Source organism: Geodermatophilus sp. SYSU D00742 (assembly GCF_054049935.1).
Map to the genome: position 1 here is coordinate 1 of NZ_JBJGYJ010000042.1, position 24675 is coordinate 24675.

General features: G+C 74.8%; 20 protein-coding genes. 5 read left to right on the forward strand and 15 right to left on the reverse strand.

Annotated features, from left to right (window positions below; all coding sequences use genetic code 11):
* Positions 1-117: 117 nt before the first annotated feature.
* From ggt to ACI78V_RS20715, 3 genes are all read right to left on the reverse strand, one after another.
* Entirely contained in the window at positions 118-1929 is a 1812-nt protein-coding gene (ggt, locus tag ACI78V_RS20705; RefSeq protein WP_456854178.1) for a gamma-glutamyltransferase, read from the reverse strand.
* Positions 1930-2014: 85 nt separating this feature from the next.
* Positions 2015-2887 (reverse strand): alpha/beta fold hydrolase, encoded by an 873-nt coding sequence (locus ACI78V_RS20710; protein ID WP_456854180.1) that lies wholly within the window; start codon positions 2885-2887, stop codon positions 2015-2017.
* A 77-nt stretch (positions 2888-2964) separates the two neighbouring features.
* Positions 2965-3471: a copper chaperone PCu(A)C gene (locus ACI78V_RS20715; RefSeq protein ID WP_456854182.1), complete on the reverse strand. Its 507-nt coding sequence runs from the start codon at positions 3469-3471 to the stop codon at positions 2965-2967.
* A gap of 153 nt (positions 3472-3624) precedes the next feature.
* Here ACI78V_RS20715 and ACI78V_RS20720 point away from each other — a divergent pair, with 153 nt between their 5' ends.
* Positions 3625-4392, forward strand: coding sequence for a hypothetical protein (locus ACI78V_RS20720; RefSeq protein ID WP_456854184.1), 768 nt, complete (start codon positions 3625-3627; stop codon positions 4390-4392).
* 49 nt (positions 4393-4441) lie between these two features.
* On the opposite strand, the gene ACI78V_RS20725 is transcribed toward ACI78V_RS20720, so the two are convergent.
* The 5 genes from ACI78V_RS20725 to ACI78V_RS20745 all read right to left on the reverse strand — a co-directional run bounded on the left by ACI78V_RS20725 (position 4442) and on the right by ACI78V_RS20745 (position 8089).
* The gene (locus ACI78V_RS20725; RefSeq protein ID WP_456854186.1) at positions 4442-5686 is read right to left on the reverse strand and encodes a cation:proton antiporter; all 1245 of its coding nucleotides are present in this window, start codon (positions 5684-5686) and stop codon (positions 4442-4444) included.
* A 45-nt stretch (positions 5687-5731) separates the two neighbouring features.
* Positions 5732-6172 carry a flavodoxin family protein gene (locus tag ACI78V_RS20730; protein WP_456854188.1) on the reverse strand — a complete coding sequence of 147 codons (441 nt, stop codon included), beginning with the start codon at positions 6170-6172 and terminating at the stop codon, positions 5732-5734.
* A 30-nt stretch (positions 6173-6202) separates the two neighbouring features.
* Complete coding sequence (locus ACI78V_RS20735) at positions 6203-6382, reverse strand: hypothetical protein (protein ID WP_456854190.1); 180 nt, start codon at positions 6380-6382, stop codon at positions 6203-6205.
* 65 nt (positions 6383-6447) lie between these two features.
* Entirely contained in the window at positions 6448-7317 is an 870-nt protein-coding gene (locus tag ACI78V_RS20740) for a tryptophan 2,3-dioxygenase (protein ID WP_456854192.1), read from the reverse strand.
* A 55-nt stretch (positions 7318-7372) separates the two neighbouring features.
* Complete coding sequence (locus tag ACI78V_RS20745; RefSeq protein ID WP_456854194.1) at positions 7373-8089, reverse strand: CPBP family intramembrane glutamic endopeptidase; 717 nt, start codon at positions 8087-8089, stop codon at positions 7373-7375.
* A 59-nt stretch (positions 8090-8148) separates the two neighbouring features.
* On the opposite strand from ACI78V_RS20745, the gene ACI78V_RS20750 reads away from it, so the two are divergent.
* Entirely contained in the window at positions 8149-8481 is a 333-nt protein-coding gene (locus ACI78V_RS20750; protein ID WP_456854196.1) for a hypothetical protein, read from the forward strand.
* Positions 8478-8675 carry a DUF6186 family protein gene (locus tag ACI78V_RS20755; protein ID WP_456854198.1) on the forward strand — a complete coding sequence of 66 codons (198 nt, stop codon included), beginning with the start codon at positions 8478-8480 and terminating at the stop codon, positions 8673-8675. The genes ACI78V_RS20750 and ACI78V_RS20755 overlap by 4 nt, the downstream gene beginning before the upstream one ends.
* A gap of 33 nt (positions 8676-8708) precedes the next feature.
* Here ACI78V_RS20755 and ACI78V_RS20760 read toward each other — a convergent pair whose 3' ends face one another.
* The 6 genes from ACI78V_RS20760 to fabG are packed head-to-tail and all read right to left on the reverse strand — an operon-like array spanning position 8709 to position 20922.
* Positions 8709-9719, reverse strand: a complete 1011-nt coding sequence (locus tag ACI78V_RS20760; RefSeq protein ID WP_456854200.1) for a PDR/VanB family oxidoreductase — start codon at positions 9717-9719, stop codon at positions 8709-8711.
* A gap of 9 nt (positions 9720-9728) precedes the next feature.
* On the reverse strand, positions 9729-10982 hold the full coding sequence (locus ACI78V_RS20765; protein ID WP_456854202.1) for an aromatic ring-hydroxylating dioxygenase subunit alpha: 1254 nt from the start codon (positions 10980-10982) through the stop codon (positions 9729-9731).
* A gap of 17 nt (positions 10983-10999) precedes the next feature.
* Complete coding sequence (locus ACI78V_RS20770) at positions 11000-12493, reverse strand: MFS transporter (RefSeq protein ID WP_456854204.1); 1494 nt, start codon at positions 12491-12493, stop codon at positions 11000-11002.
* A gap of 36 nt (positions 12494-12529) precedes the next feature.
* Complete coding sequence (locus tag ACI78V_RS20775; protein ID WP_456854206.1) at positions 12530-14503, reverse strand: 3-oxoacyl-ACP synthase III family protein; 1974 nt, start codon at positions 14501-14503, stop codon at positions 12530-12532.
* Positions 14504-14521: 18 nt separating this feature from the next.
* Positions 14522-20059: an ATP-binding protein gene (locus ACI78V_RS20780; RefSeq protein WP_456854208.1), complete on the reverse strand. Its 5538-nt coding sequence runs from the start codon at positions 20057-20059 to the stop codon at positions 14522-14524.
* Between the two features lie 47 nt (positions 20060-20106).
* A complete protein-coding gene (gene fabG / locus ACI78V_RS20785; RefSeq protein ID WP_456854210.1) occupies positions 20107-20922 on the reverse strand; it encodes a 3-oxoacyl-ACP reductase FabG in 816 nt (271 codons plus the stop codon).
* 282 nt (positions 20923-21204) lie between these two features.
* Between fabG and ACI78V_RS20790 the strand changes: the two genes are divergently transcribed.
* Positions 21205-23061: a hypothetical protein gene (locus ACI78V_RS20790; RefSeq protein ID WP_456854212.1), complete on the forward strand. Its 1857-nt coding sequence runs from the start codon at positions 21205-21207 to the stop codon at positions 23059-23061.
* Positions 23062-23073: 12 nt separating this feature from the next.
* On the opposite strand, the gene ACI78V_RS20795 is transcribed toward ACI78V_RS20790, so the two are convergent.
* A complete protein-coding gene (locus ACI78V_RS20795; RefSeq protein WP_456854214.1) occupies positions 23074-24084 on the reverse strand; it encodes a YhjD/YihY/BrkB family envelope integrity protein in 1011 nt (336 codons plus the stop codon).
* Positions 24085-24172: 88 nt separating this feature from the next.
* On the opposite strand from ACI78V_RS20795, the gene ACI78V_RS20800 reads away from it, so the two are divergent.
* Positions 24173-24643, forward strand: coding sequence for a heme-degrading domain-containing protein (locus ACI78V_RS20800; RefSeq protein WP_456854216.1), 471 nt, complete (start codon positions 24173-24175; stop codon positions 24641-24643).
* Positions 24644-24675 lie beyond the last annotated feature (32 nt).

Genomic DNA, 24675 nt, shown 5'->3' on the forward strand with positions numbered 1-24675 from the left:
TGGGTTGTGTGGTTGTGGGGGCGGGGGGGGGGGGGGGGGGTGTGGGGGGGGGCGGGGGGGGGGGGGGGCGGGGGGGGCGGGGGGGGCGGGGCGCCCCCCCCCCCCCCCCCCCCCCCCCTACCCGGCGTCCACGTCGGCGAGCACGTCGCGGACGACGCCGGCGCTGCCGCCACCGCGTCGCTCGGGCTCGGCCGCGGCGAGCAGCAGCCCGCCCGGCAGGAACTCGACGCCGGTCGCGGCGCCGATCTCGGTCACCTCGGCGAACACGTGCCCGCGCGCGGTGAGGTCGGCCCCGTACGCGGCGAGGAAGGCCGGCTCGGCGTCCGTCGTCGCTCCGTTGCGCGAACTGGCCCGCGGCGCGGCGATCGCCTCGGCGAGGTCGGCCTGGCGGTCGAGCCGGCCGACCAGCGTCTGCAGCACCGTGGTGATGATCGTGGCCCCGCCGGGCGAGCCGAGGGCCAGCACCGGCGCCCCGTCGTCGAACACGATCGTCGGCGCCATGCTGCTGCGCGGCCGCTTGCCCGGGCCGGGCAGGTTCGGCTCCGGACGCGACGGGTCGGCGGCGGCGAAGGTGAAGTCGGTCAGCTCGTTGTTGAGCAGGAACCCGCGGCCGGGCACGGTGATGCCGCTCCCCCCGGTCTGCTCGATGGTCAGCGTGTAGCTGGCGACGTTCCCGTCGGCGTCGGCGACGGTGAGGTGGGTGGTCGACGGCCCCTCGCTGCCCGCCCCCACCACGGCCCCCGCCGGTGCGGGGCAGGGTTCGTACGCGCCGTCCGGGACCCCGGCCGCCACCGGCCGGGCCGCTGCCCGGGCCGGGTCGATGCCGCAGGCGCGCTCGGCGGCGAACCCGTCGGAGAGCAGCTCGGCCAGGGGCACGTCGGTGGTCGCCGGGTCGCCCACGTACGCGTTGCGGTCGGCGAAGGCGAGGGCCGACGCCTCCAGGTAGAGGTGCAGCGCGTCGGCGTCGGGCAGCGAGGCGAGGGGGAACCGCTCGAGGACGCCCAGCGCCTCCCCGACCGTCGACCCGCCGCTGGACGGTGGCGCCATCCCGACGACCTCCAGGCCCCGGTACCCCACCCGTGTCGGCTCGCGCAGCGGCGCCTCGTAGGCCGCGAGGTCGGCCTCGGTGAGCAGGCCGCCCCGCACGGGCGGCTGGCCGGCGGCCTCGGGCGGGTCCTGGGCGGTGCGCACGACGTCGCCGGCCAGCTCCCCGGTGGCGAAGGCACCGGCGCCCTCGGCGGCGAGCACCTCGTAGGTGCGCGCCAGGTCGGGGTTGCGGAACACCGAGCCGACCTCCGGCAGCGCGCCGCCCGGGAGCCACAGCTGCGCGGAGGCGGCGAACCGCCGGAACTTCTCCTCGTTGTCGGCGGTCTGCTGCCGGAACGTCTCGTCGACGACGAACCCCTCCTCGGCCAGCCGGGTCGCCCCCTCGAGCGCCTCGGCCAGCGACAGGGTGCCGAACTCCGCCAGCGCCCGCTCCCATGTCAGCGGCGTCCCGGGCGTGCCGACCGACAGGCCGCTCTGCACCGCCTCCTGCAGCGGCAGGGGGCTGCCCGCCTGGTCGAGGAAGGCGTCGGGGCCCATCGCCTGCGGCGCGGTCTCGCGGCCGTCGATCGAGGAGACCGTGCCGGTGGCGGCGTCGTGGTAGAGGAAGAAGCCCCCGCCGCCGACGCCGGCGGAGTACGGCTCACTGACCCCCAGTGCGGCGGCCGCGGCGACCGCCGCGTCGGCGGCGTTGCCGCCCGCGGCCAGGACCTCCAGGCCGATGCGGGTCGCGTCGGGGTCCACGGTGGCCACCGCGCCCCCGGTGCCCACCGCGACCGGCTGCTTGCCGGGGTCGGGCCCGTGCGCGGCGGCCGGCGGGGCGGTCGTGACGACGCCGGCGGCCAGCGCGGCCGCGGCGATCAGGGTGGGGGCACGGCGGGGCATGGCGACTCCCGGGAGGCAGCGACGACGCCGCTCCATCGCACACCCGGTGCGCCGGGCCCGCCATCCGGGGCGACGGCGGCCCGGCTCACGCCCGCAGTGCCGAGTACACCCGCCGGGCGTGGTCGAAGACGAAGAAGTGACCCTCGCCGGGCAGCCAGTGCACCGTGCTCCGGGGGAGCATCGCCGCGAGCACCCGGGCCAGGGCCGCCGGCACCTCCCAGTCCTGGGTGCCGTGCCAGATGTGCACGTGCTGGGTCACCGCCGACAGCGGGAAACCCCACGGGTGCAGCAGCAGCGCGCGGTCCTCGGCGACCACCCCGGGGCCGTTGCGCAGCCCCTCGGTGAACGTCGCCACCAGGAGCCGCCGGACGACGGGGCGCCGGATCACCCGGCGGTCGGCCGGGTTCAGCCGCACCTCCAGGTACCGCGGGATCAGCGCCGGGCGCCGTGCGGCGGGGATGAAGAGGGGCTTGAGCAGCGCGGCCACCGGCGAGGACCGCCGGGCCGCCGACCGCAGCTGGTGCGGCACCCAGTCGTGCCACGGCCACGGCACGTCGGGCGGCGGGGCCCCACCGAGCACCCCCACCCCGCGCACCCGGTCCCCGAAGGCGGCGGCGCAGGCCAGGGCGTAGGCCGCGCCCCCGGAGAGGCTGAGCACGTCCAGCCGCCCGACCCCCAGGGTGTCCAGCAGCTGGCGGACGTCGTCGGGCCAGTCGGTCACCCGGCGGCCCGGCTGCGGGTCGGAGCCGCCGAAGCCGGGGCGGTCGGGCACCAGGAAGCGCACGCCCCAGTGCCGGTAGTCCTCCGGGTCCTCCACGTGCCGCTCCAGCCGGGAGCTCGGCGAGCCGTGGCAGCCCAGCACCGCCCGCCCGTCCGGGTCGCCGTACTCCGCGTAGGCCAGCACCCGGCCGTCCCGGAGCCGGATGCTGCCCTCTCGGGGTCCCGCGCCGCCGTCCACGCCGCTGCGGTACCCCCGCCGCGCCGGCCGACCCGCCCGTGCGGCGAGAGCCTGCGCAGTGGTCGGCCGACGGCTGCTCAGTCCACCGGACCGGGGCCCGGGACGACCGGCACGTCGAGCGCCACCTCCCCGGCGGTCTCGAAGGTGAAGGTGACCCGCACGGTGTCGGTGGGCGCGATCGGCCCGGTGACGCCCTCCAGCTGCATCCGCACCGGGCCGGTGACGGCCTCCACCTGTCCGCCGGCCGGCAGCTCGAGCCCCGGGCTCACCTGGCCGGACTCGTCGAGGAGCTGGACCGACTGCGCGGCCGGCGTCGTGACGCCGACGAGCCGGTCGGTCTCCTCGGCGTCGTTGGTGAGCACGCCGCGCAGCGGCACGGAGTCCCCCGCAGCGACGGTGTCCTCGGCGTCGAGGAAGACGTCGTCCAGCGAGACCCGGCCCACCGTGCCGTCCACACCGGCGACGTCCGGGGTCTCCTGGAGGGTCTCCGCGTCGCTGCCCGCGCCGCAGCCGGCGACCGCCAGTACAGCGGCGGCGCCGACAGCGGCCCAGCGGGCGCGACGGGGCGGTGGCGGCTGTCGCACGGGACTCTCCCTCCGGCGGTGTCCGGGGTTCCGCGCGGACCCTGCCGTCTCCGGCGCCCTGGTGCCAGGGGCCGCGGTCCCTGACCCGGGACGTCGCCCCTGGTCACCGGCGGGCGCGGGCTGCACCATCGGTGGCCGGGCCTGGAGGGGGCGGTGGCGTCGGTGGACATCGGTCTGGAGCTCCTCCCGGCGCTGACCGGCCACCGGGTCGTCGTCGCCTGGATGCTGGGCGCGTTCCTGCTGACCTTCCTGGTCACGCGGTTCGTCACGCGGGCCATCCGCACCGGCCGCGGCCCGTTCCGGGACGCCAGCATCGGCGGCGTCCACCTGCACCACGAGGTGTACGGCATCTTCCTGCTGCTGGGCACCGGCCTGGTCGAGCTGACCTACCGGCCCGACGGTGCCTGGTGGAACCTGCTCGCCGTCCTCTTCGGGGTGGGCGCCGCGCTGACCCTGGACGAGTTCGCCCTGTGGCTGCACCTGGAGGACGTCTACTGGTCGCAGGAGGGGCGCAGCTCCATCGACGCGGTCCTCATCGCCCTGGTCGTGGGCGCGCTGCTGCTGGTGGGCGCGAACCCGTTCGACGCCGCCCGGGCGCCGGGTGAGGTGCCGTTCGCCGTCGTGGTCGTCGCCGACCTCGCCCTGGCCCTCGCCGCGATCCTCAAGGGCCGTGTCGTGCTCGGCGTGGTGGGCGTGTTCGTGCCCGTGGTGGCGCTGGTCGGAGCGGTGCGCCTGGCGCGGCCCTCCTCGTTCTGGGCCGGGCGGCGGTACCCGGCCGGCTCGGCCCGGCGTCGGAGGTCGGAGGCACGGTTCCCACCGGGCCGGCGGACCCGCTGGGACGCGCTGGTCGACCTGTTCGCCGACGTGCCGCACCGCCCCCGTGCCGGAGCCGTCGTCGGCGCGCCGCACGCGGAGGGGTGACCGCCCGTCCTGGGCGCCCTGCCGCCCGGGGTGCCGCTCACGGCGGTGGCTACCCCGCCCTCCTCCTGCTGTCGGCCACCGGGCCGCTGGGACGGCGCCTGCTCCCCCGGCCGGCGGGCCGGTCCCCCGGCGGGGGCCCGGCCGCCGGCCGGCCGAGGGCGACGGCCAGCGCGGGGAACACCAGCACGGTCAGCACGCCGGCCCCCACGAGCGCCGCCGCGTTCTCCCGCAGCATCGTGCCGTTGCGCAGCCCGATCTCGGCGAGCGCGACGAGCACCGGCAGCGCGGTCGCCGTCACCAGCGCGGTCTGGCCCCGCTGCCGCCAGGTCAGCACGCCGCGGTAGACCAGCAGCGCGGGCGCCCCGCGGACGGCGAGCACCAGCGCGAGGAACAGCGCGACCCGCAGCGGCGCCTCGGCGATCGAGTGCAGGTCCAGGCTCATCCCCGAGTACACGAAGAAGACCGGGATGAAGAACCCGTACCCGACGGCGTCGAGCTTGGACTCCAGCACGGGGGACGCCCCGCCCGCCCACCGCCGCAGGACGACGCCGGCGAGGAAGGCCCCCAGGACGGCGTCGAGGTGGAACTCGTCAGTGACCGCGATCAGGGTGATCAGCAGCAGGATCGTCGCGCGCAGCGTGATCTGGGCGGTCTCGTGCTGCCCGAGCAGGACCACCGTGGCCAGCCGCCCGCCGTCGCGCACCGCCCGGCGGGCCAGCCCGAGCAGCACCGCGAGCACCGCGACCGCCGCCAGCGAGGCCAGCGCCGTGAACCGGTTCTGGGAGCCCAGGAACAGCGCGATCGCCAGCACCGGGAACAGTTCGCCCACGCCGCCGGCGGCCAGCAGGTACCGCCCGAGCCGCCCGGCGAGCAGCCCGTTGTCACGCAGCACGGGCAGCAGCGTGCCCAGCGCGGTGGTGGTCAGTCCCAGCGCGACCGGCACGAACGCCCGGACCAGGCCCGCCGCGGCCAGCAGCGCCACCACGCCGAGGGCCAGGACGACCGAGACCGACCAGGCGACGACGGCCCGCCGCCCGGCGTCCTCCCGGAACAGCCGCAGGTCCACCTCGTAGCCGGCGAGCAGGAACACGAAGCCGAGGCCGACGTCGGCGAGCACCTGGACGCCGTCCGGCGAGCTCAGCCCGAGGACCTGCGGGCCGATCAGGATGCCGCCGGCCAGCAGCAGCACGACCTGCGGCACCGGCAGGCGGGGCAGCAGCCCCACCAGCAGCGGCGCCAGCAGCGAGACGGCCAGGACGGCCACGAGCGCGTCGACCACCAGGACGCCGTCCACCCGCATCTCCCGTCGTCCGCCCGCCCTGCGGCGGGATGGTGCTGGCTAGGTGCTCACCGCCACCGTCGCGGCGAGTTCCCGGCAGGCCTCCAGGTCGGCCGGGCCGGGCGTGCCGGTGAGGCTCAGGGGTGCGGCGACCTGCTTCCAGCGCAGCGCCCCGGTGATGCGCGCGATGCTGGTCAGCGCCCCGGCGGTGTCGTCGTTGCCGTGCACGTACACCCCGTACGGCAGCCCGGCGGTGGCGTCCAGGCACGGGTAGTAGACGGTGTCGAAGAAGTGCTTGAGGGCGCCGGACATGTAGCCGATGTTGGCGGGGGTCCCGAGCAGCACGCCGTCGGCCGCCAGCACGTCGGCCGGCCCGGCCGACAGCGCCGGGCGCACCGTCAGCTGCACGCCCTCGACCAGCGCGACGCCCTCGCGCACCGCCTCGAGGACCGCCTGCAGGGACGGCGAGGGGGTGTGGTGGACGACGAGCAGCTGCGGCACCCCGGGATCATCCCGCGGCGGGCCGGCCGGTCACCGGGACCGGAAGTCGTGGGCCTCGTCGTACGAGTGGTCGCCGGCGTCCGGGTCCGGGCCGGCCGACGGCGGCGGCCCCGGGTGCGGGGGCTGCGGCGGGCCGGCCGCGGTCGCCGCGTCCTCGTGGACCAGGTCGTAGGAGTAGTCACCCGTCGGGTCCGTGCGGTCCTGGGTCATCGCGGCCTCCTCGTGCTGGACGGCGCCGCCATGCTCGTCCCCCGGCACCGGACGCGACAAGGCCGTCAGGTGCCGATCTCGGTGCGGACGGCGTAGAGCTCGGGGAAGAAGGTGAGGTCCAGGGCCCGGCGCAGGAAGCCCACCCCGGAGGAGCCGCCGGTGCCGGTCTTGCCGCCGATGGTGCGCTGGACCGTGCGCAGGTGGCGGAAGCGCCAGAACTGCACGTTGTCCTCGATGTCGACCAGGCTCTCGCACGCCTCGTAGACGTCCCAGGGCGCGTCGGGGTCCTCGTAGACCTCGCGGAACACCGGCACCAGCTCCGGCCGGAAGGTCCACGGCTCCCGCACGTCGCGGGTCAGGACCCCGGCCGGGACGGCGAACCCGCGGCGGGCCAGCAGCCGGAGGAACTCGTCGTAGAGGGTCGGCTCCTCCAGCAGCCCGGCGAGCACCGCGCGGGCGTCCGGCTCGCCGTCGAAGACCGCGAGCACGGCGGCGTTCTTGTTGCCGAGGATGAACTCCACGGCCCGGTACTGGTGGGACTGGAAGCCGGAGGCCGAGCCGAGGACGCCGCGGAACTGGGCGTACTCGCGCGGGGTGAGGGTGGCCAGCACCGACCACTGCTCGGTGAGCGTCCGCTGGATGTTCTTGACGCGGGCCAGGCACTTCAGCGCCGGCGCCGGCTCGTCGTCGGCCAGGTGCCGGCGCGCGGCCCGCAGCTCGTGCAGCACCAGCTTGAACCACAGCTCGCTGGTCTGGTGCTGGACGATGAACAGCAGCTCGTCGTGGTGTTCGGGCTCACTGCGCGGGTGCTGGGCGCTCAGCAGCCGGTCCAGGTCGAGGTAGCCGGCGTAGGTCGAGGAGCCGGCCAGCCCCGTGCGGATGGAGTCCTCCAGCGGGCGGACCGAACGGTCGGGGCCCTCCTCCGGCGGTGCCATCCCGCCAACGTAGCCCGGTGGGCGACCGGGGTGGAGGACCGGTGGACCGCGCGGCTCACCGGAGTCGGTGCGCGGCGGCGGCGGCCACGACCCCCAGCGAGTTGGCCGCCAGGTGCAGCAGGGCGGGGGCGAGCAGGCTGCCGCTGTGCCGCCGGAGCCACCCGAACAGCACGTCCGCGGCCGCCGTGCCCAGGCACGCCAGGAGCACCGCCACCACCCGCTGCCGGCGCCCGGCCGCCAGGCCGTTGACCGCGAGCGCGTCGAGGGTGGGCCGGACGTGCCAGGTGCCGAACAGGACCGCGCAGGCGCCCGCCGTCCGTGCCGGGGACACCCGCCGGGCGAGGACGGCCGGCAGCACGCCCCGGAACGCGACCTCCTCCCACAGCACCGTGCCCAGCGGGATCCGGACCAGCACCTGGCCGGCGATCCCCCGGCCGTCCAGACCGGCCACCCGGGCGTCGGCCAGCACCGGCCGGGCGCCGGGGACGGCCAGCGCGACCGCGTAGCCGGACGCGACGACCGCGGCGCAGGCCCCGCCCTGCCGCGCCCCTGCCGCGAGCCGGCCGCGGTCGAGGCCGAGGTCCGCCGACGAGAGGCCGGCGGACCGGGCGGCCGCCAGCAGCACGCCGGTGGCGAGGACGTTCGCGGCCACGTAGGCACCGGGCCGGGCGGGCAGCCGGGGGACGACGACGTTGTTCCAGGCTCCGAGGACGACCACCAGGGCCGCGCCCAGGGCCGTCGCCCTGCGCCGGTCGGGGGCGTCAGCATGCACGGGTGCTGTCTTGCCCCGGACCCCGTCGGCTCACCCTGACGGCCCTGGCGGGCGCGTGCGTGGTCACGGTCGCGACCGCCGGGGAGCTCTCCCCCGGTGCGCTGGTGGCCGTCGTCGGGGCCGGACTCGTCGTGTCCGGGGTGACCCTGGCCCGGCGGGCCGGCAAGGGGGCGCCGCCGGTGGGTCGGCGGGGACTGCCCTGGCTGGGGTGGCTGGCGGCGGCCGTCGCCTGGGAGCTGGTGACGCTGGCCGACGGCGACCTGCCGTCGCTCAGCGACCTCGCCGACCCGGTGCTGGCGCACCCGCTCGCCCGCGCCGCCGCGACGGCGTGCTGGCTGGCGGGCGGCGCCTGGATCGCCACCCGACCGCGCTGCCTGCGGCGGCCGGGATGAGCGGCGCCACGGTCAGCGCCGTCGGCTTCGCCGCCCTCCTGCTCGCCGCCCTCGCGCTGCAGGCCGCCGCCCGGCGCGGGGTCCACGGGGTGACCGTCGCGCGGGCCGTCGGCGCCGCCCTGCGGACGACGCCCGGCCGGGTGGCGGTCCTGGTGGTCTGGCTGTGGCTCGGCGTGCACTTCCTGGCCCGCTGACCCGCGGCCGGCGCCGCCCCGCCCCGCCCCGGGTCAGGGCACGTCGATGGTCACCGCCGCCGGCTGACCGTCGGCTCCGGCGAGCCCGCCGGTGCGGGCGCTGACCACCCGGGAGACGCAGCTCTGCAGCCGGTCGCCGGCCTGGTGCTGGGCGTCGCTGAGGAAGACGTCGCGGTGGTCGATGACGCCCTCGACGCCGAGCACCTTGACCTGGCACAGGCCGCACTCACCGCGGCGGCAGTCGAACATCATGTCCGCGCCGCAGGCCTCCAGCGCCTCGAGCATCGACACGTCGTGCGGCACGAGCGTCTCCAGCCCCAGCCGCGGGATGCGCACCGTGAACGCCTCGGGGGCGAACCGGCCGCTGCTGCCGAAGGTCTCGAACCGCAGGTCCGCCGGCCGCCGCCCGGCCGCGGCCCAGGCGGCCTTGATCGCGTCCAGCATCGGGGTCGGGCCGCAGACGTAGAGCTCCCCGCCGTCGGGCACGCCGGCCACCAGCTCGGCGACGTCCAGCCCGGTGCCCTCGTCGTCGACCCGCAACTGGAGCCGGTCGCCGTGCTCGGCGACCAGCTCGTCGGCGAAGGCCATCAGGTCCCGGGAGCGCGCGCCGTAGACGAACCGGTAGTCCGCGCCACGGGCTCGCAGCGCCTTGCCCATCGCGACCAGCGCGGTGATGCCGATGCCGCCGGCGGCCAGCACGTAGGCGGGCTTGCCGTAGTTGAGGGGGAAGTTCTGCAGCGGCTGGGTGATCGACACCTCCTGGCCGCGGCGCAGCGCGTGCATGTAGGCCGACCCGCCGCGGCTCTGCCGGGCCAGCTGCACGCCGAGGACGATCTCGGTGCCGTAGGCCCCCATCCCGACGACGGAGTACGAGCGGACGTCGGCCCGGCCGTTGACGTAGACGCCGATGTCGATGTGGCTGCCCGGTGGAGCCGGCGCCTCCAGGTGCTCCGGCTCGAGCACCACCTGGCGCACGTGCTGGGCGACCTCGCAGACGTCCAGCACGCGGGCCCGCCGCCACTTCTTGGCGCTGGTGGCCGCCATCGCCGGCGCCTAGAGCCCGCGGCCCATGAGGCCCACGGTCGGCTGCTGCCGGTGCCCGGCGATGCCGCCGGCGACCTCGGCGGCCATCCCGGTGCCCTCCTCGTGCACCGCGGCGTTGGCCGCACCGGTGACCGCACCCATCGCGACCGCGGCGTCGCCGGAGGCCTCGGCGGGCGGCTCGGCGTCCGAACCGAGCTCGGCGTCGATCATGCGCTGCACGATGCGACGGGTCCACATGCTCCCGGCGTCGATGTTGAGGTTGTAGAAGTCGTAGCCGGGGTTGGCCTCGATCCCGCGCTGCTGCGCCTCCAGCATCACCTCGTCCTCGAAGAAGACGCCGGAGACGCCCTCGCGCAGCCGGGTGGTGATGACCTGCTTGTCCAGGCACCAGTCGCGGGCGAAGGCCCACAGGTAGAAGCAGGTGCGGTCGGTCTCGGGGGTCATCGTGTTGATGACCGTGCCCGTGACCCCCTGGCTGCGGTCGCCCTCGGGGGCCCCGGTGCCGGCCTTGGCGACCCCGACGTCGATGGCCACCGTGGACGGCGCGGTGAAGTGGATGATCTGCCACCGGTCGACCGGGCCCTCGTAGTCGGGGAAGCGGTCCTGCAGGTTGCGCTTCCAGAACGGCGGCGGGTCGATGCCGAGCATCCACTTGGTCACCGTCACCGTCCGGGCGTCGTGGGTGACCTCGAAGTCGGACTCCGATAGTGCGTCGTGGCCGATGCTCGACCCGTGCACGAACTGCTCGTGCGTGAGGTCCATGAGGTTGTCGACGATCAGCTGGTAGCTGCAGTTGACGTGGATCGTCTTGCCGTCGCCGGCCCAGTCGGGGTGGTCGTTCATGTACAGGTCGGGGACGAGGTCGGGGTCGGCCAGCGCCGGGTCCCCGGGCCACACCCACACGTAGCGGTGCCGTTCGACCACCGGGTAGGAGTGCACGGTCGCGCTCGGGTTGATCGTCTCCTGCGCCGGCATGAAGGTCGCCCGGCCGTCGGCGTCGTAGCAGATGCCGTGGTAGCCGCACATGATCTCGTCGTCCCCGCGCAGCTTGCCCATCGACAGCGGTGCCAGCCGGTGCCAGCAGGCGTCGGCCAGGGCGACCGCGCGGCCGGCGGCGGTGCGGTAGAAGACGATCGGCCGGTTGGCGATCGTCTTGGGCAGCAGGTTGCGGCCCACCTCGTGGTCCCACGCCGCGGCGTACCAGGCGTTGGACGGGAAGCTGCGGAAGGCGGCGTGGCTGGGCGCCGCACCGGGCTGTGACATGGCGTTCCTCCAGAGGCTCAGGCGGGGATCGGGTCCTCGTGGTGGGCGGGGGCCTCCCGCACCAGCGCGTAGAGGAAGAAGGAGACGATCATGATCCCGGCGGCGACGTAGACACCGGTGGCCCAGCTTCCGGTGGCGTCGCGCAGGATCCCGCTGACCACCGGGCTGAGCACGGCACCGATCTCCGAGACCAGGTTGAGCATCCCGAAGGCCGAGCCGCGTTCCCCGGCCGGCACCAGGTCCCCGGTCATGCCCTGCACGATCGGCTGCAGCGCGTTGAAGAAGACGCCGGAGGAGAACAGCAGCAGGCCGAGCAGGAGCAGGGACGGTTCCCGGCCGCCGGAGATGCTCCAGCCGAACGCCAGCACCAGGACGGAGTACACGCCGGTGCACACCAGCGCCAGCGGCTTGCGCCCGCGGCCGGTGCGGATCGCCCGGTCGGCCAGCCAGCCGCCGACCGGGAAGCCGAGGATCCCGGCGCCGGCGTTGAACGCCGCGGTCAGGGCCGCCGCGATGAGACTGCTCTGCGCCGCCTCCCGGACGATCTGCACCGACCAGAAGCTGAAGAACCACAGGTTCCACAGGATCGCGATGTAGGCGATGTAGATCAGCCACAGGTTGCGGTTGAGCAGTGCCGGCCCGCGGCCGGACCGCTGCACGCTGCGGACGATCACCGCGATGTAGACCAGCGCGATGACCGAGGCGATCGTCGCGGTCAGCCACTCCGGCCACTCGAGGCTGTCGGCGAGCAGGAACAGCGCCACGATCACGACGAAGGTGGGCGCCGAGAACAGCGCCAGCTGCCCGAACGGGGCGCCCAGCCGCATCGGCCCCCCGAGCCGGGACCGGAAGAACACGTAGGCGACGGTGACGACGACGAGCGTCGCGGCGGCGAAGACGAAGAACGGCATCCGCCAGGCGCCGTCCCCCATGCCGAGGGAGCCGCCCCAGTCGATGAGCACCGGGGTGAGCACGATGCCCAGCGTCAGGCCGATCGACAGGCCGGTGATGACCACGCCCAGGCCGAGGGTCCGCTGGGCCACCGGCGTGTGGTTGATGATCAGCGTCCGGTCGTTGGAGTAGAAGACGCCCTCGCCCAGGCCGGTCAGCACGCGCGCGGCGACGAACGCGACCAGGCCGGTCATGAGCCCGGAGACGACGGTGAGCACCGCCGCCGCCAGCAGCGAGACGATGATCATCTCGCGGTGGCCGTACCGGTCCCCCAGCCGCCCGCCCGGGTACTGGGTGAGCATGTAGCCCAGGAAGAACATCGAGCCGACCAGGCCGCCGACGGTCGCCGGGTTGCTCGCGTCGCCGATGAACCCGGACTCGGTCTCGATCATCCAGGCGATGACCGGGCCGGTGACCGTCCGGTCGGCGTAGCTCACCACCCAGCCGAGCAGCAGCACCGCCCACAGCGCCCGGTACGGGGCGACCGGGTGCCCGTCGCGGTGGTCCTCCAGCAGCAGTTCGTTGTCCGCGGTGTCGCCCTCGGGCGTCCGGCTCGCCACAGTGCCCCCTCCGGTCCGGGGTCGGTCCCGCCCGACTCAGCCGAAGGCGACGCCGACGTCGTCGGAGGGCCGGGGCAGCTCGCCGGGGTCGGTCTCCACCGCCGGCGGGCCGGCCGGCTGCTCGGCGACGGCCCCCGGTGCGGCCCCCCGCTGCACCGCCACGATCGCGGGGTCCACGCGCATGATCGCGTAGCCGGCGACGGCGCCGGCGCCGAACCCGGGCGCGAAGATGCGGGCCGGCTCGGTGAGGACGCCGTCGCGCACCGCGTCGTGGATGGCCAGCGGGATGCTCGCCGAGGAGGTGTTGCCGACGGTCTCGATGTTGAAGTACAGCTGGTCGGCGGTCAGCCCGGCGCGCTCGGCCAGCTGGATCACCATCGTCTTGTTGGCCTGGTGCGGCACGATCAGGTCGACGCTCTCCATGAGCGAGCCGGCCCGGCCGTCCGGGTCGGGCAGCGCGGAGAGCTCCTCGATCATCTGCGCCAGGTAGCGGCCGGCCAGTGCCTTCACCTGCGGACCGAACACGGTGATGTTGTTGTCGAACTCGGGGTTGGGCCAGAGGATCGAGTTCACCTCGCTGGCCGGGCCGCTGGCGTAGGTCTTCATGACCAGCAGGTCGGGGTCGGCACCCTCGGGGGCCGGGCCGACCACCATCCCGGCCGCGCCGTCCCCGAAGATCATCCGGGAGGTGCGGACGTTGCCGATCTTGTCGGAGAACTTCTCCACGCAGACCACCAGCACCGGCCGTTCGACCTCCTGCAGCAGCCGGGTGGCGTCGGCCAGGCCGTAGGGCATGCCCGCGCAGGCGGCGATGAGGTCGTAGGCGGCCAGGGTCTGGTAGATGCCGAGCTGACCGCACAGGTAGGTGGCCAGGGACGGGATCAACCGGGAGCTGGTGCAGGTGCAGACCAGCACCGCGCCGATCTCCTCGGGCCCCCGTCCGGCCTTCTCCAGGGCCGCCTCGGCAGCCTGCAGCGCCAGCTCCTCCACGGTGACCGAGCTGTACCGGCGCTGCTCGATCCCGGTCTTCTGGCTGATCTCCTCGGCGCTCATGGGCGACCAGTTGTAGGCGGTGTTGCGGATCAGGTCGTCGTTGCTGCACACCTGGTCGCCGTGCACCACGGCCAGGGACTCCAGCCGCGGCATCACCCGGAAGTCGCGGCGGACGTCGATCTCCCGGAACGGCCGCGCCGGCTGCCGGGACTCCCGCGGCTGGGGCGCCGGGCGGCTCTGGCCGCCGTCCTCCAGCCGCCGCAGGAAGTCCCGGACCGTCTTGTCGCGCGGGGTGAAGACGACGACGTAGTCGTCGTCGGCGAGCTGGCCGGCCTCGGCCAGCTCGACCTGCGTGCGGTCCCACGGGTACTGGTTGTGCAGCACCATCGCCCAGCGGTGCAGCGCCTCGAGCTCGGGCACCTCCTCGTCGCAGTCGAGGATGTCCCGGTAGTCGTAGACCGGGTAGTCGGGGTCGTAGGAGGGCAACCGGAAGGTGAGGCTGCCGGGCTTCTCCAGGAACTCCGCGACCGTCGGCTTGATCGCCGGCAACGTCGTGGCGTGGTGCTTGCGGTTGCCGAAGACGTCGAACAGGACGCCGAAGATCCGGTCCTCGACCTCCGCGTCCCACTGCGCCGGCAGGGACGCGTAGGCCTCCTGCACGGCGGCGACCTTCGTCTCCCCCTCCTCCCACGGCTCCAGGACCGGGAGGAAGACGTCCGGCCGGTTCCGCGGGACGTCGGCCCAGCGGGTGGGCCGCTTCTCGTACATGGTGATCGAGAAGCGGTTGGCCCAGAACAGGTTGAGCGCGAGGTCGCGCATGAGCGCGTAGCGGGTGGAGTACCCACCGGTCCGCACCTTGTCGAGGATGTCGGTCCCGCTGGGGGCCTTGGTCTCGAAGTCCCGCCGGATGACGCTGTCGAGCTGGTCGAGGGTCTCCACCGTCGAGAAGTCCAGCTCCGGGACGATGTTGGACGGGAACACCATGCGGCCGTGCCGGTTCAGGACGAACGCGTTCATGCCTGGTCCTCTCGGGGGCTACGGGGACGGCTGGGTGCCGGCGCGCTCCATCCCGCGCTCGACCGCGGCGATGAGGCGGGGGCGGAGTTCGGCGGCGGGGATGATGGCGTGCACGGAGCCCACCTGCTGGGCGCGCTCGATGTTGTGGACGGCCTCGAACTCGGCGGCCACCTCGCCGAGCTTCTCGGATCGGACGGTGGTGCGCAGCGCGGCCAGCTCCACCCGGAGGTGGGCCGCCTCGACGCCGTCGGCGGCGGCGATCCTGGCCTCCAGCTCCCGCACCCGGGGGTCCTTGGCGGTGCGCTGGTCGACGTCCCGGGTGAAGACGACGGCGGCGGCCGGCGCCCCGCCCAGGACGGAGGCGTAGGACCCCTCGACGGCCAGGACCTCCATGTTGTCGTTGAGGACGCCGGAGAAGACCACGAAGGCGCCGCCGTGGTAGCGGGAGACCACGCAGAAGACGATCGGGCCGTCGAAGTTGGTGATGGCCCGGCCGATCTCGGCGCCGTACTCCAGCTGCAGGTTGCGCAGCGACTCCGGCGAGCCGTCGAAGCCCGACAGGTTGGCCAGCACCACCAGCGGACGGGTGCCGCTGGTGGCGTTGATGGCCCGGGCGGTCTTCTTCGACGACCGCGGGAACAGGGTGCCCGCCGTCCACTGGTCGGGACCGTCGGCCGGGTAGCTGCCGCGCCGCGGGATCGGCCGGGACTCGATGCCCAGCAGGGTGACCGGGTGGCCGCCCAGGTGCGCGTCGTAGACGACGGAGGTGTCGGCGTCGGCCATGCCGGCCCAGCGCTCCAGCGTCGGGTGGTCGGCGTCGGCCACGGACCGCATGACCGTGCGGATGTCGAAGGCCTTCTTCCGGTCGGGGTTGGTCTCCGGCGAGAAGATGTCGCCGACCCTCCGGAAGTCGCTGGCCGGGTGGGTGTGCGGGAAGTCGCGCACGTCCCGGTCCCGCGGGTCGGTGGTGCGGGCCGGCCGCGGCCACCGCTCCCCCGGCGCGCGGTAGGTGTGCTCGTAGTGCTGGGTGAGCAGCTGGCAGGCGGCGGTGAGGTTGGGCGCCCAGTACTGCGCCTGCCCGTTGGGGCCCATCACGCGGTCGTAACCGCCGATGCCGAAGTTGTCCTCCGCCGACACCCCGCCGGAGTAGTCCAGGGAGTGCTTGCCGGTGAGCACCATCGCGCTGTCCGGCGTCATGACCAGGATGCCCTTGGTGTGCATGAGCATCGTGGCCTCGGCGTTCCAGTAGGGCTGGGCGCCGACGTTGATCCCCGCGACGACGACGTTGATCTCGCCGCCGGCCTGGGTGAACTCGATGATGCGCCGCAGCGCCCGGGACACCCAGTCCATGTTCTCGGTGCCGCTGTCCATCGAGATCCGGGCGCCGGAGGACAGCGCGAACCACTCGACCGGGATGCCGCGCTCCTCGGCCAGGTCGAGGGCGGCGACGACGCGGGCGCACTCGGGTTCGGAGACCGTGCCCAGCTGCTTGGTCGGGTCGCCGAACAGCGCCACCCGGGTGACGCCCTCGGGGTAGCGCTCGGTCGGCGTGGTGACCACGCCGACGACCAGCCCGGCGCGGTTGCGGCCGGGGGGCCGCTGGACCGGCACGAGCCGCCCGCGGTCGTCCAGGTCGTGCTCGACGAAGCTGCCGTCGGGCCCGGCCAGGTACGGGGCCAGCTCGTACGGGTAGGGGGCGCCGCGGGCCCGCGAGCTCAGCACCTTCTCGGTGTACTCGTCCAGCGGGCGCATGGGCTCCGTCGGGCGGTCGGTCACCTCCATGCGCACCCCGGTGCCGGGCCGGGCGGAGAACCGCAGCGCCACGTCGCGGGGCGGGCGGCCCTCCTCTTCCTGCAGCCGGGCCAGCAGCACCACCTGGTCGAGCCCGGCGCCGACCGTCAGCGGGGCGGCGGTGCGGGCGAAGGCCGCCACCTGGGACAGCGGCACCTCGATGGACGGCCAGGCGTAGAGGTAGACCCGGTTGTGCTGCAGGGGCCGCCGGGACCGGCGCAGGGACTGCGCGCGCCGCAGGCTGTCCAGGCAGGAGGTCAGCTGCCGCTGCAGCGTCGGGAAGCCGACGACCTCGCCGGCGTCGTCCCGTACGGGCGTGAGGTCGCGGACCTCGGCCATCGCGATGAAGCGCTCGTCGTTGGGGTTCTCCCGCCCGGTGATGTGGAACAGGTAGGTGTCCTCCGCCGAGGGCGCCCGCTCCCCGTCGAAGTGCTTGAGCCGCCACAGGTTGAGCCGTTGCGCGGTGAGCGGGTGCAGACCGCGGACGATCCGCTCCTCGGCCAGGCCACCGCCGTCGGCACCAGCGGGCGTGGGCCGGAAGGTGAACGGCTCCACCTCGCCGTCGGGCGTGCAGACGGTCACCGTCACCCGGCGGCCGGCCCGCAGCGCCGCGGTGCCGGCGAGCTGGTCCCGCACGGCGGCGGAGACCTCGTCGCCGTCGGCCGGCCGGTCGGGCCAGGAGAGGTAGAGGTCGACGACCAGGCCGGCCGGGTTCGCGACGCCGGCGAACACCGGCTCGAGTGAGGCCAGGGCAGCGGGCAGGCCGCCGGCCTCCACCATGAGCGCCACGAGGTGCAGCCGGGAGCCGGCCAGCTCGTAGTCGGCGGTGACGCACGACCGCCCGTCGAGCAGGGTGGTGCGCACGTCCTGGAGGGCGCGGCTGCGGTAGTAGCGCCGGGTGAGCACCTCCAGCACCGGGTCGGGGACGGTCGTCTCCCGATCGAACCGCTGCGCCAGCAGGGTGATCAGCGGCTCGGGGCTGGCGACCAGCGCCTCCATGCGGTCGATGCCCCCACCGGACCCGCCCGGGCCGGCGTCGCCCCGCTCCGCGGCCTCGTCGAGCTCGGCCAGCAGCCGGCGGGCCTCCTCGAGCACCTGCTGGCGGGCCTGCTGGACGACCGGCTCCTCGAAGTACCGGTAGCGGACGGCCCGGGCGAGGTCGCCCACCGAGGGGTAGCGCAGCTGCGTGGCGACGACGAGGCGATCGAGCACCTCGGCCACCTGCGACCGCACCGGGTCGGCGGGCAGGTCGGCGGCGGTGAGCCAGTGGTCGAGCAGCGCCAGGACGGCGGGCAGGTGGTCGGCGACGCGCTGCTGGGCGAGGAAGATGCGGTGCACCGCCTCCTGCAGCGCGGGCCCGGGCTCCAGCTCCTCGACCCCGTAGTGCCGCAACGCCCGCGACAGGCGCTCGCGGAAGCTGTCCGGCAACCCCTCCCGCTCGACGTCCAGCGAGTGCAGGTAGGCGTGGAAGTACTCCCGCGGGCTGTGCACCTGCTGGTCGGCCTCCTCCTCCTCGCTGGCCGGGCGGTTGCGGGAGAGCTCCGCCAGGTCGGCGAAGGTGGTGAGGACGGCGAGCTCCCGCTGCACGAGCTCGGCGTCGTCGACGGGGAGCTCCGCCCGGACGCGGCCGTACTCGGCGACCAGCTCCCGCGCGTGGCCGGCCGCGATGTCGTAGCCGGTGATCAGCGCCTGCATGCCCGACAGCAGCGCCGCGGCGCGGTCGCGGGCGTCGGCAGGGGCGGCGGTGACGGCGCCGTCGGGCAGCTCGACCCGCTCGCCGGTCGCCTCGGTGGCGTCCCCACCGGCCCGGTCCAGGCTCAGCAGGGCGGCGCCGGCGTCGACCTGCGCGTTGACCGCGGCGAGCACCTCCCGGACCCGCCCGGCGAAGGGCGCGCGCACCGCCGTCTCCATCTTCATGCTCTCGAGGACGGCGATCGTCTGCCCGGCCTCGACCTCCTGGCCGGGCTGGACGCGGACGGCGACGACCACGGCCGGAGCCGGGGCCCGCACCGTCCCGCCGGCGTCCCGGCTCACGCGGTGCGCGACGCCGTCCACCTCGACCAGGTGGGAACCGGGCGCGGTCACCGCCACGATGGCGTGGCGCCGGTCGCCGACGGCCAGCCGGCTCTCCAGCGGGCTCAGCCGGTCCAGCTCGACGTCGACCGACCGGCCGTCGAGCCCCACCCGGTAGCGGTCGGGGCCGATGCGGGCGACGGTCAGCCGGTAGACCTGCCCGCGGTAGCCCAGGTCCATGGGCCGGCCCACGCCGTGCGGCGCGCGCGGCCGCCCGCCCTGGGCCGAGGCCAGGAAGGCCGTCCGCTCCCAGGCCTCCTCGGCGTCGGAGACGTCGATGGCCACCTGGACCAGGGCGACCCACGCCGACGCGACCTCAGGGGTCGCGACCCCGGTGTCGGCGCGGTCCAGCCACCCGGTGTCCGCCGTCCCGGCGACCACCTCGGGCCGGTCCAGGAGGTCCAGCAGGAAGGACTTGGTCGTGGTGCCGCCGCGCAGGACGACGGTGGTCTCGCGCAGGGCGCAGCGCAGGCGGGCCAGCGCCTCGGGCCGGTCGCGGCCCCAGGCGATGACCTTGGCGACCATCGAGTCGTAGGCGGGCGGGATGACGTCGCCGACGCTCATCCCGGTGTCGACCCGCACCCCCGGGCCGGTGGGCAGGCGCATGAGCTCGACCCGGCCGGGCGCCGGGGCGAAGCCGGCCTCGGCGTCCTCGGCGTTGAGCCGCGCCTCGATGGCGTGCCCGGTCGGTGCGGGCGGGTCGCCCTCCAGCCGGCCGCCGGCGGCGACGTGCAGCTGCAGCTTGACGATGTCCAGGCCGGTGACCTCCTCGGTCACCGGGTGCTCCACCTGCAGCCGGGTGTTGACCTCGAGGAAGGTGAACAGCCGCTCGTCGGGCTGGTACAGGAACTCCACGGTCCCGGCGCCGACGTAGCCGGCCGCCTTGACCAGCGCGGTCGCCGAGGTGCGCAGGGCGGCGTCCTGCTCCTCGGACAGCGCCGGGGAGCTGGACTCCTCGAGCACCTTCTGGTTGCGCCGCTGCACCGAGCAGTCGCGGACACCGGGCGCCCACACCGTGCCGTGCCGGTCGGCGATCACCTGGACCTCGACGTGCCGGCCGCCCTCGACCAGCCGCTCCATGAACACCACGGGGTCACCGAAGGTGCGGTGCGCCTCGGCCTGGGTGCGGGTCAGCGCCTCCTCCAGCTCGGCCTCGCTGCGGACCACCCGGATGCCGCGGCCGCCGCCGCCGCTGCGGGCCTTGACGATGAGGGGGTAGCCGATGGTGCCGGCGTGCCGTCGCCCGTCGTCGAGGGTCTCGACCGCGCCGCCGCTCCACGGGGCCACGGGCACGCCGGCCTTCTCCGCCAGCACCTTCGCCTCGATCTTGGCGCCCAGCAGCCGCATCGACTCCGGCGTCGGGCCGATGAAGGTGACCCCGAGGTCGGCGCACAGCTCGGCGAAGGCGGGGTCCTCCGCGACGAACCCCCAGCCGACCCAGGCCGCGTCGGCGCCGCTCGCGCGCAGGGCGCGGGCGAGTTCGGCGTGGTCGAGGTAGGGGTTGGCCGCCCCGGTCTCCCGCAGCTGGACGGCCTCGTCCGCGGCGCGCACGAAGGTGGCCCGGCGCTCGGCCTCGGTGTGCAGGGCGATGACGCGGGTCCGTGACCCGTGCTCGGCGTCGAGCTCGCGGACGGCGCGGATGAGCCGCATGGCGGGCTCGCCCCGGTTGACGACGGCGATGCGGCTGAACACCCTGCACCCCTCCCGGTTCGGATCGGTCGGCTCGCCCCGCGTGCCGGCTACATGTCCAGGCCGCCGTTGACGCCCCAGGTCTGCCCGGTGATGTAGGAGGAGGCGTCGGCGGCGAGGAAGTGCACGACGCGGGCGATCTCCTCCGGGCGGCCCAGTCGCCCGAGCGGGATCTTGGCCTTGAGACCCTCGAGCACCTTCTCGGGGACGGTGTCGAGCATCTCGGTGGCGATGTAGCCGGGGGTCACGGCGTTGACGGTGACGCCGACGCCGTCGGTGATGCCCTTGCGCTGCAGCTGCATCGCCGCCTCGAGGGCGAGGGTCTTGGTGAGGCCGAGCAGGCCGGCCTTCGCCGACGCGTAGTTCGCCTGGCCGATGCCGCCGGTCTCACCGATGACCGAGGAGATCATCACGATGCGGCCGCTGCCGCGCTCGAGCATGTGGGTCAGCGCGGCCTGGGAGAGGTAGAAGGCGCCGGAGAGGTTGACGTCGATGACCCGCCGCCAGTCGTCGGCGGTCATCTTCAGCGCCGTCTTGTCGGCGGTGATGCCGGCGTTGTTGACCAGGATGTCGAGCCGGCCGTGCTGCTCGATGACCTCGCCGATGGTGCGCTTGCAGTCGTCGGTGGAGCCGATGTCGCCCCGGTGGATCGTGGTGCGGGTGTCCGGGTAGGCGGCGCCGACGTCCTGGCAGAACCGTTCGGCGGCCTCCGTGTTGCCGCTGTAGCCGGCGGCGATGTCCGCGCCCTGCGAGGCCAGGCTGCGGCAGATGGCCGCGCCGATGCCGCGCGTGCCCCCGGTGACGAAGGCCACCTTGCCGAGGAGCTTGTCGCCGGCTCGCGTCAACCGTTCCTGCGTCGCTGTCACGCGTCCTCCTCGGCTGCGGGGGCGTGCCCCGTCCTTCCTGGCCGGAGGTGGTCCGCGAGGGCGGGCCGTGGGCTCCGGCGTCGGTACGTCGGCAGCCTCCCGCTCCCGCCCCACGTCGTCAAACGGAGGTGTGACGTGCGTCTCACTCGGTGGACAGCGGGCGGCGGGGAGACCTCCGGCCCGCTCCCGGCGGCTCCGGGTCGGCGGTGGTGCGGGGACGACGGGGCTGTGCTCTCCTCGACCCGGAGCACCGCAGCCGGTGGACGCCGAGAGGCCGCGCGCATGACCGTCGGGGACGTCGAGGACCGCGGGGGGGCCACCCCGCCCGACCGGTGGGTGCAGCGGCCGGTCGTCCGCTTCCCCTGGGACGCCCTGGGCCCGCACCACCACCGGTTCGCGTCGACGCGGGAGGTCCAGGACTACAACGTCGCGCTGTGCCGCCACTGCGGCCTGCGCATCCTCCACCTGTGGCTCAACAGCCGGGACTGGGTCCGGCGCCGGACGGAGGCGGTGACCTTCATCGACGACCGCACGGTCCGGCGGCAGGTCACCGTCGACTTCATCCTGCCGCCCTACGCTCCCACCCTGGAACTGTCCGGCCGGGTCCTCGACACGGTCCCGATGGCGCTGTTGCAGAAGCGGAGCCTGGTGAAGTTCGACCTCCGCGACCACGCCGGCAGCGCGCTGTCCCTGCTCGGCCTGCGCCAGCAGCAGACCCTCACCGCGGCGGCGCTCAAGGGCCTGGCCGCGTCGATCGGGGACGGCGACCCCGAGGCCGACCTCCCCCCGCACGTCGACCAGCTGGTGGAGCGACTGGTCTTCGGTGACCGGCCGCAGGTCCACCAGGCCATGCGCGAACTCCTGCACGACCCCACGTTCGCGGTCCTGCGGGACGACGCCCTGTTCCTGATGACCTGCGAGAGGCTGCTCGACAGCTGGGTCATGTGCCTGCTGCTCCAGCGGGAGGACCTCACCCGTCGGATCGTCAAGTTCGGGTACGACGAGCCGCTGGACCTGCGTTACGAGGCGGGGACGACGGGCCTGCGGGCGCACCCCGGTCTCGGTCGGCCGACCGCCTACAGCCTCCAGCCGGCCGACGACCGCATCCGCTGGTCCCGCCTGCGGGCGAGTCTGGGCGTGGACCCCGTGCGGATCCGGTTCCCCGTCTACGCCGCCGAGAGCGCCCAGAGCTTCCACCTGGAGGTCACCGCCCCGCCGGGCGCGGTGATCCGGGCAGGGCAGGCGCTCGCCTCCCGACCGACCGGTGCGCCCGAGGACACGTCCACCGCCGGAGCCCCGGGGGCCGTCGCGGAGCTGCCGCGACCGGCTGCGCGGGACCTCCCCTTCGACCAGGTGTCGGGGATGCACCCCACGGTCGACCTCCACCTGACCGACGTCCCTTCCGGCGCCTTCTCGCAGGCGCAGGTGGAGCTGCGCGCGGAGGTGAGCGGCTGGCTGCTGTCCATGACCATCGCGTGCTGGGTGAACAGCCTCATGCTGCTCGTGCTGACGCTCACCCGGTGGAGCGACGCGGTCACCGACGCGGAGCTGGCGGTGACGCTGCTGGTCGTCTTCATCAGCTTCGGCAGCACCGTCGCCGCCCGTCAGGACGCCCATCCCATGCTCAGCCGGCTGCTGAGCTACGCCAAGGGGCTGGCGGGGATCTCGACGCTGGCCGCTCTCGTCGGGGCCGGGATCGTCGGCCTCGCCCCCGACCGGGACCACTGGCTCGTGCTGCCGACGGTGGTCAGCGCCCTGGCCGCCGGGGCGCTGACCCTCGCCGCGGTGCGGTCGCGGCCATCGGCGCCCGGCGTGACGTCCCCGTGGGACTTCACCCCACTGACCAAGGGCCAGCACGAACCCAGCGCACCGGACTACCTCCCGAGGGAGTTGCTCTCCGACGACCGGCCGGCGGACGACCGGGCCGCCCGCCGGCAGCTCGGCTTCGACCAGCCGGCCGTGGTCGTCGCCACGGCCGAGAGCGAACGGCACCGCAGCCGCTGGTCCCCCGGGGTCGAGGAGCACCTGCGGGAGCGGCTGGAGACCGCCCTGCTCCGCCTCGACGGTCGGGCACGGACCCGCGGGGCCCCGGCGGACGCGCCCTGCCCGGACTCCGGCGACGGCGCTCCCCCGCCCTGACCAGGGGCCGGCTCAGTCCGGCGGGTGCGGGCCCGGCTCCTGCTCGTCCGCGCGGTCCTTGTCGAACGCGACGTCGACGCGCTGGTGCCGCACCGCCCGTTGGGCGCGGGCCGCCTCGGCGAACACCCGCTCGTCGCCCTCGGTGAGGTCGTCGTGGTCGACGAAGGGGGTGAGCAGCGCGCGCGGGTGCAGGTGGTCGACGCGCACGACGTTGACCTCCGCGCACAGCACCAGCGCGGTGGCCGCCAGGTAGATGAAGGCGATCAGGCCGAGCACCAGGGCGAACACCGCGTCGACGGCGCTGGCGTTGGCCACCACCCGGGCCACGTACACCCCGCCGAAGGACTGCAGCAGCTGCCACAGCACGGCGGCGGCCACGGCGCCCGGCGCCACCTGCCGGGTGCTCAGCCGCCGTGCGGTGGTGATCCGGAACCCGAGCACGAACACCGCGGCGTTCACGAGCACCGACGCCACGGTGACCAGCACGTGCACCGCTCCGCTGAAGCCACCGCCGTACGCGGCCGCGCCGCCGCCGAGCGCGGAGAGCACCGTCGAGGCCAGCACCAGGACGCCCAGCGTGCACAGCAGCAGGAGGCTGCGGCCGCGCGAGGTGATCGGGTCGGGGCGGCTGTGGCGGGGCACGGCCCAGACGGTGTTCATCGTGTGCTGCATCGCCTGCCCGAGGCCCAGCGCGCCGTAGAGTGCGACCAGTCCGCCCACGACCACCCCGGTGAAGCCGCCGCCCAGGGCCTCGGGCGTGCCCAGCTGCGGTCCGATGACGGGGAACTCCGCGAGCGCGGAGTCGAGCAGCCGCTGCTGCAGCGCCGGGTTCCCGGCCAGGACCAGGCCGAGGACGGTGGCGAGCAGGAGCAGCACCGGGAACAACGCGAGGAACCCGTAGTAGGTGATGAGGGCGGCGAGGAAGTGGGCGTCGTCGTCGAAGAACTTGTAGACCACCGCGATCGGGAACCCGGCTGCGGGGTGCCGCCGCTGGAACCGGTCCACCCGCTCGGTGATCGTCATCGCGCATCCCTGTCGGCTCGGGTGCCTCCACCCCTACTCCGTCCGGGGCCCGGCCGCGAGCCGAGCCCGCCACCGGTAGGAAGGGGGCATGCCCGACGCCTTCCCCTCCCTCGCCGAACTCGCCGCCGAGGAGCAGGAGCTGCAGTTCGCCAGCTTCACCAACGACGATGCCTGGGACCTCGGCTCGGCGCTGGTGGCGGCGGGCCGCGCGGCACGGGCACCGGTCGCGGTGGCCGTCACCCGCAACGGGCACCGGCTGTTCGCCGCGGCGCTGACCGGGGCGACGCCCGACAACGACGAGTGGATCGAGCGCAAGACGCGGGTGGTGCACCGCTTCGGACACAGCAGCCTCCACGTGCGGCAGGCCTCGATCGAGCGGGGGACGACGTTCGAGGAGGAGTTCGGGCTGGACCCGGCCCGCTACGCCGCCCACGGTGGCGCCTTCCCCGTCCTGGTGCGGTCGGTGGGGCCGGTCGGCGCGGTCGTGGTGTCCGGGCTCCCGCAGCTCGACGACCACCGCATGGTCGTCGCCGCGATCCGCGCGCACCTGGCCCGCTGACGGCGGGGCGCGCCCGGTGCTCCCTCGGTCGG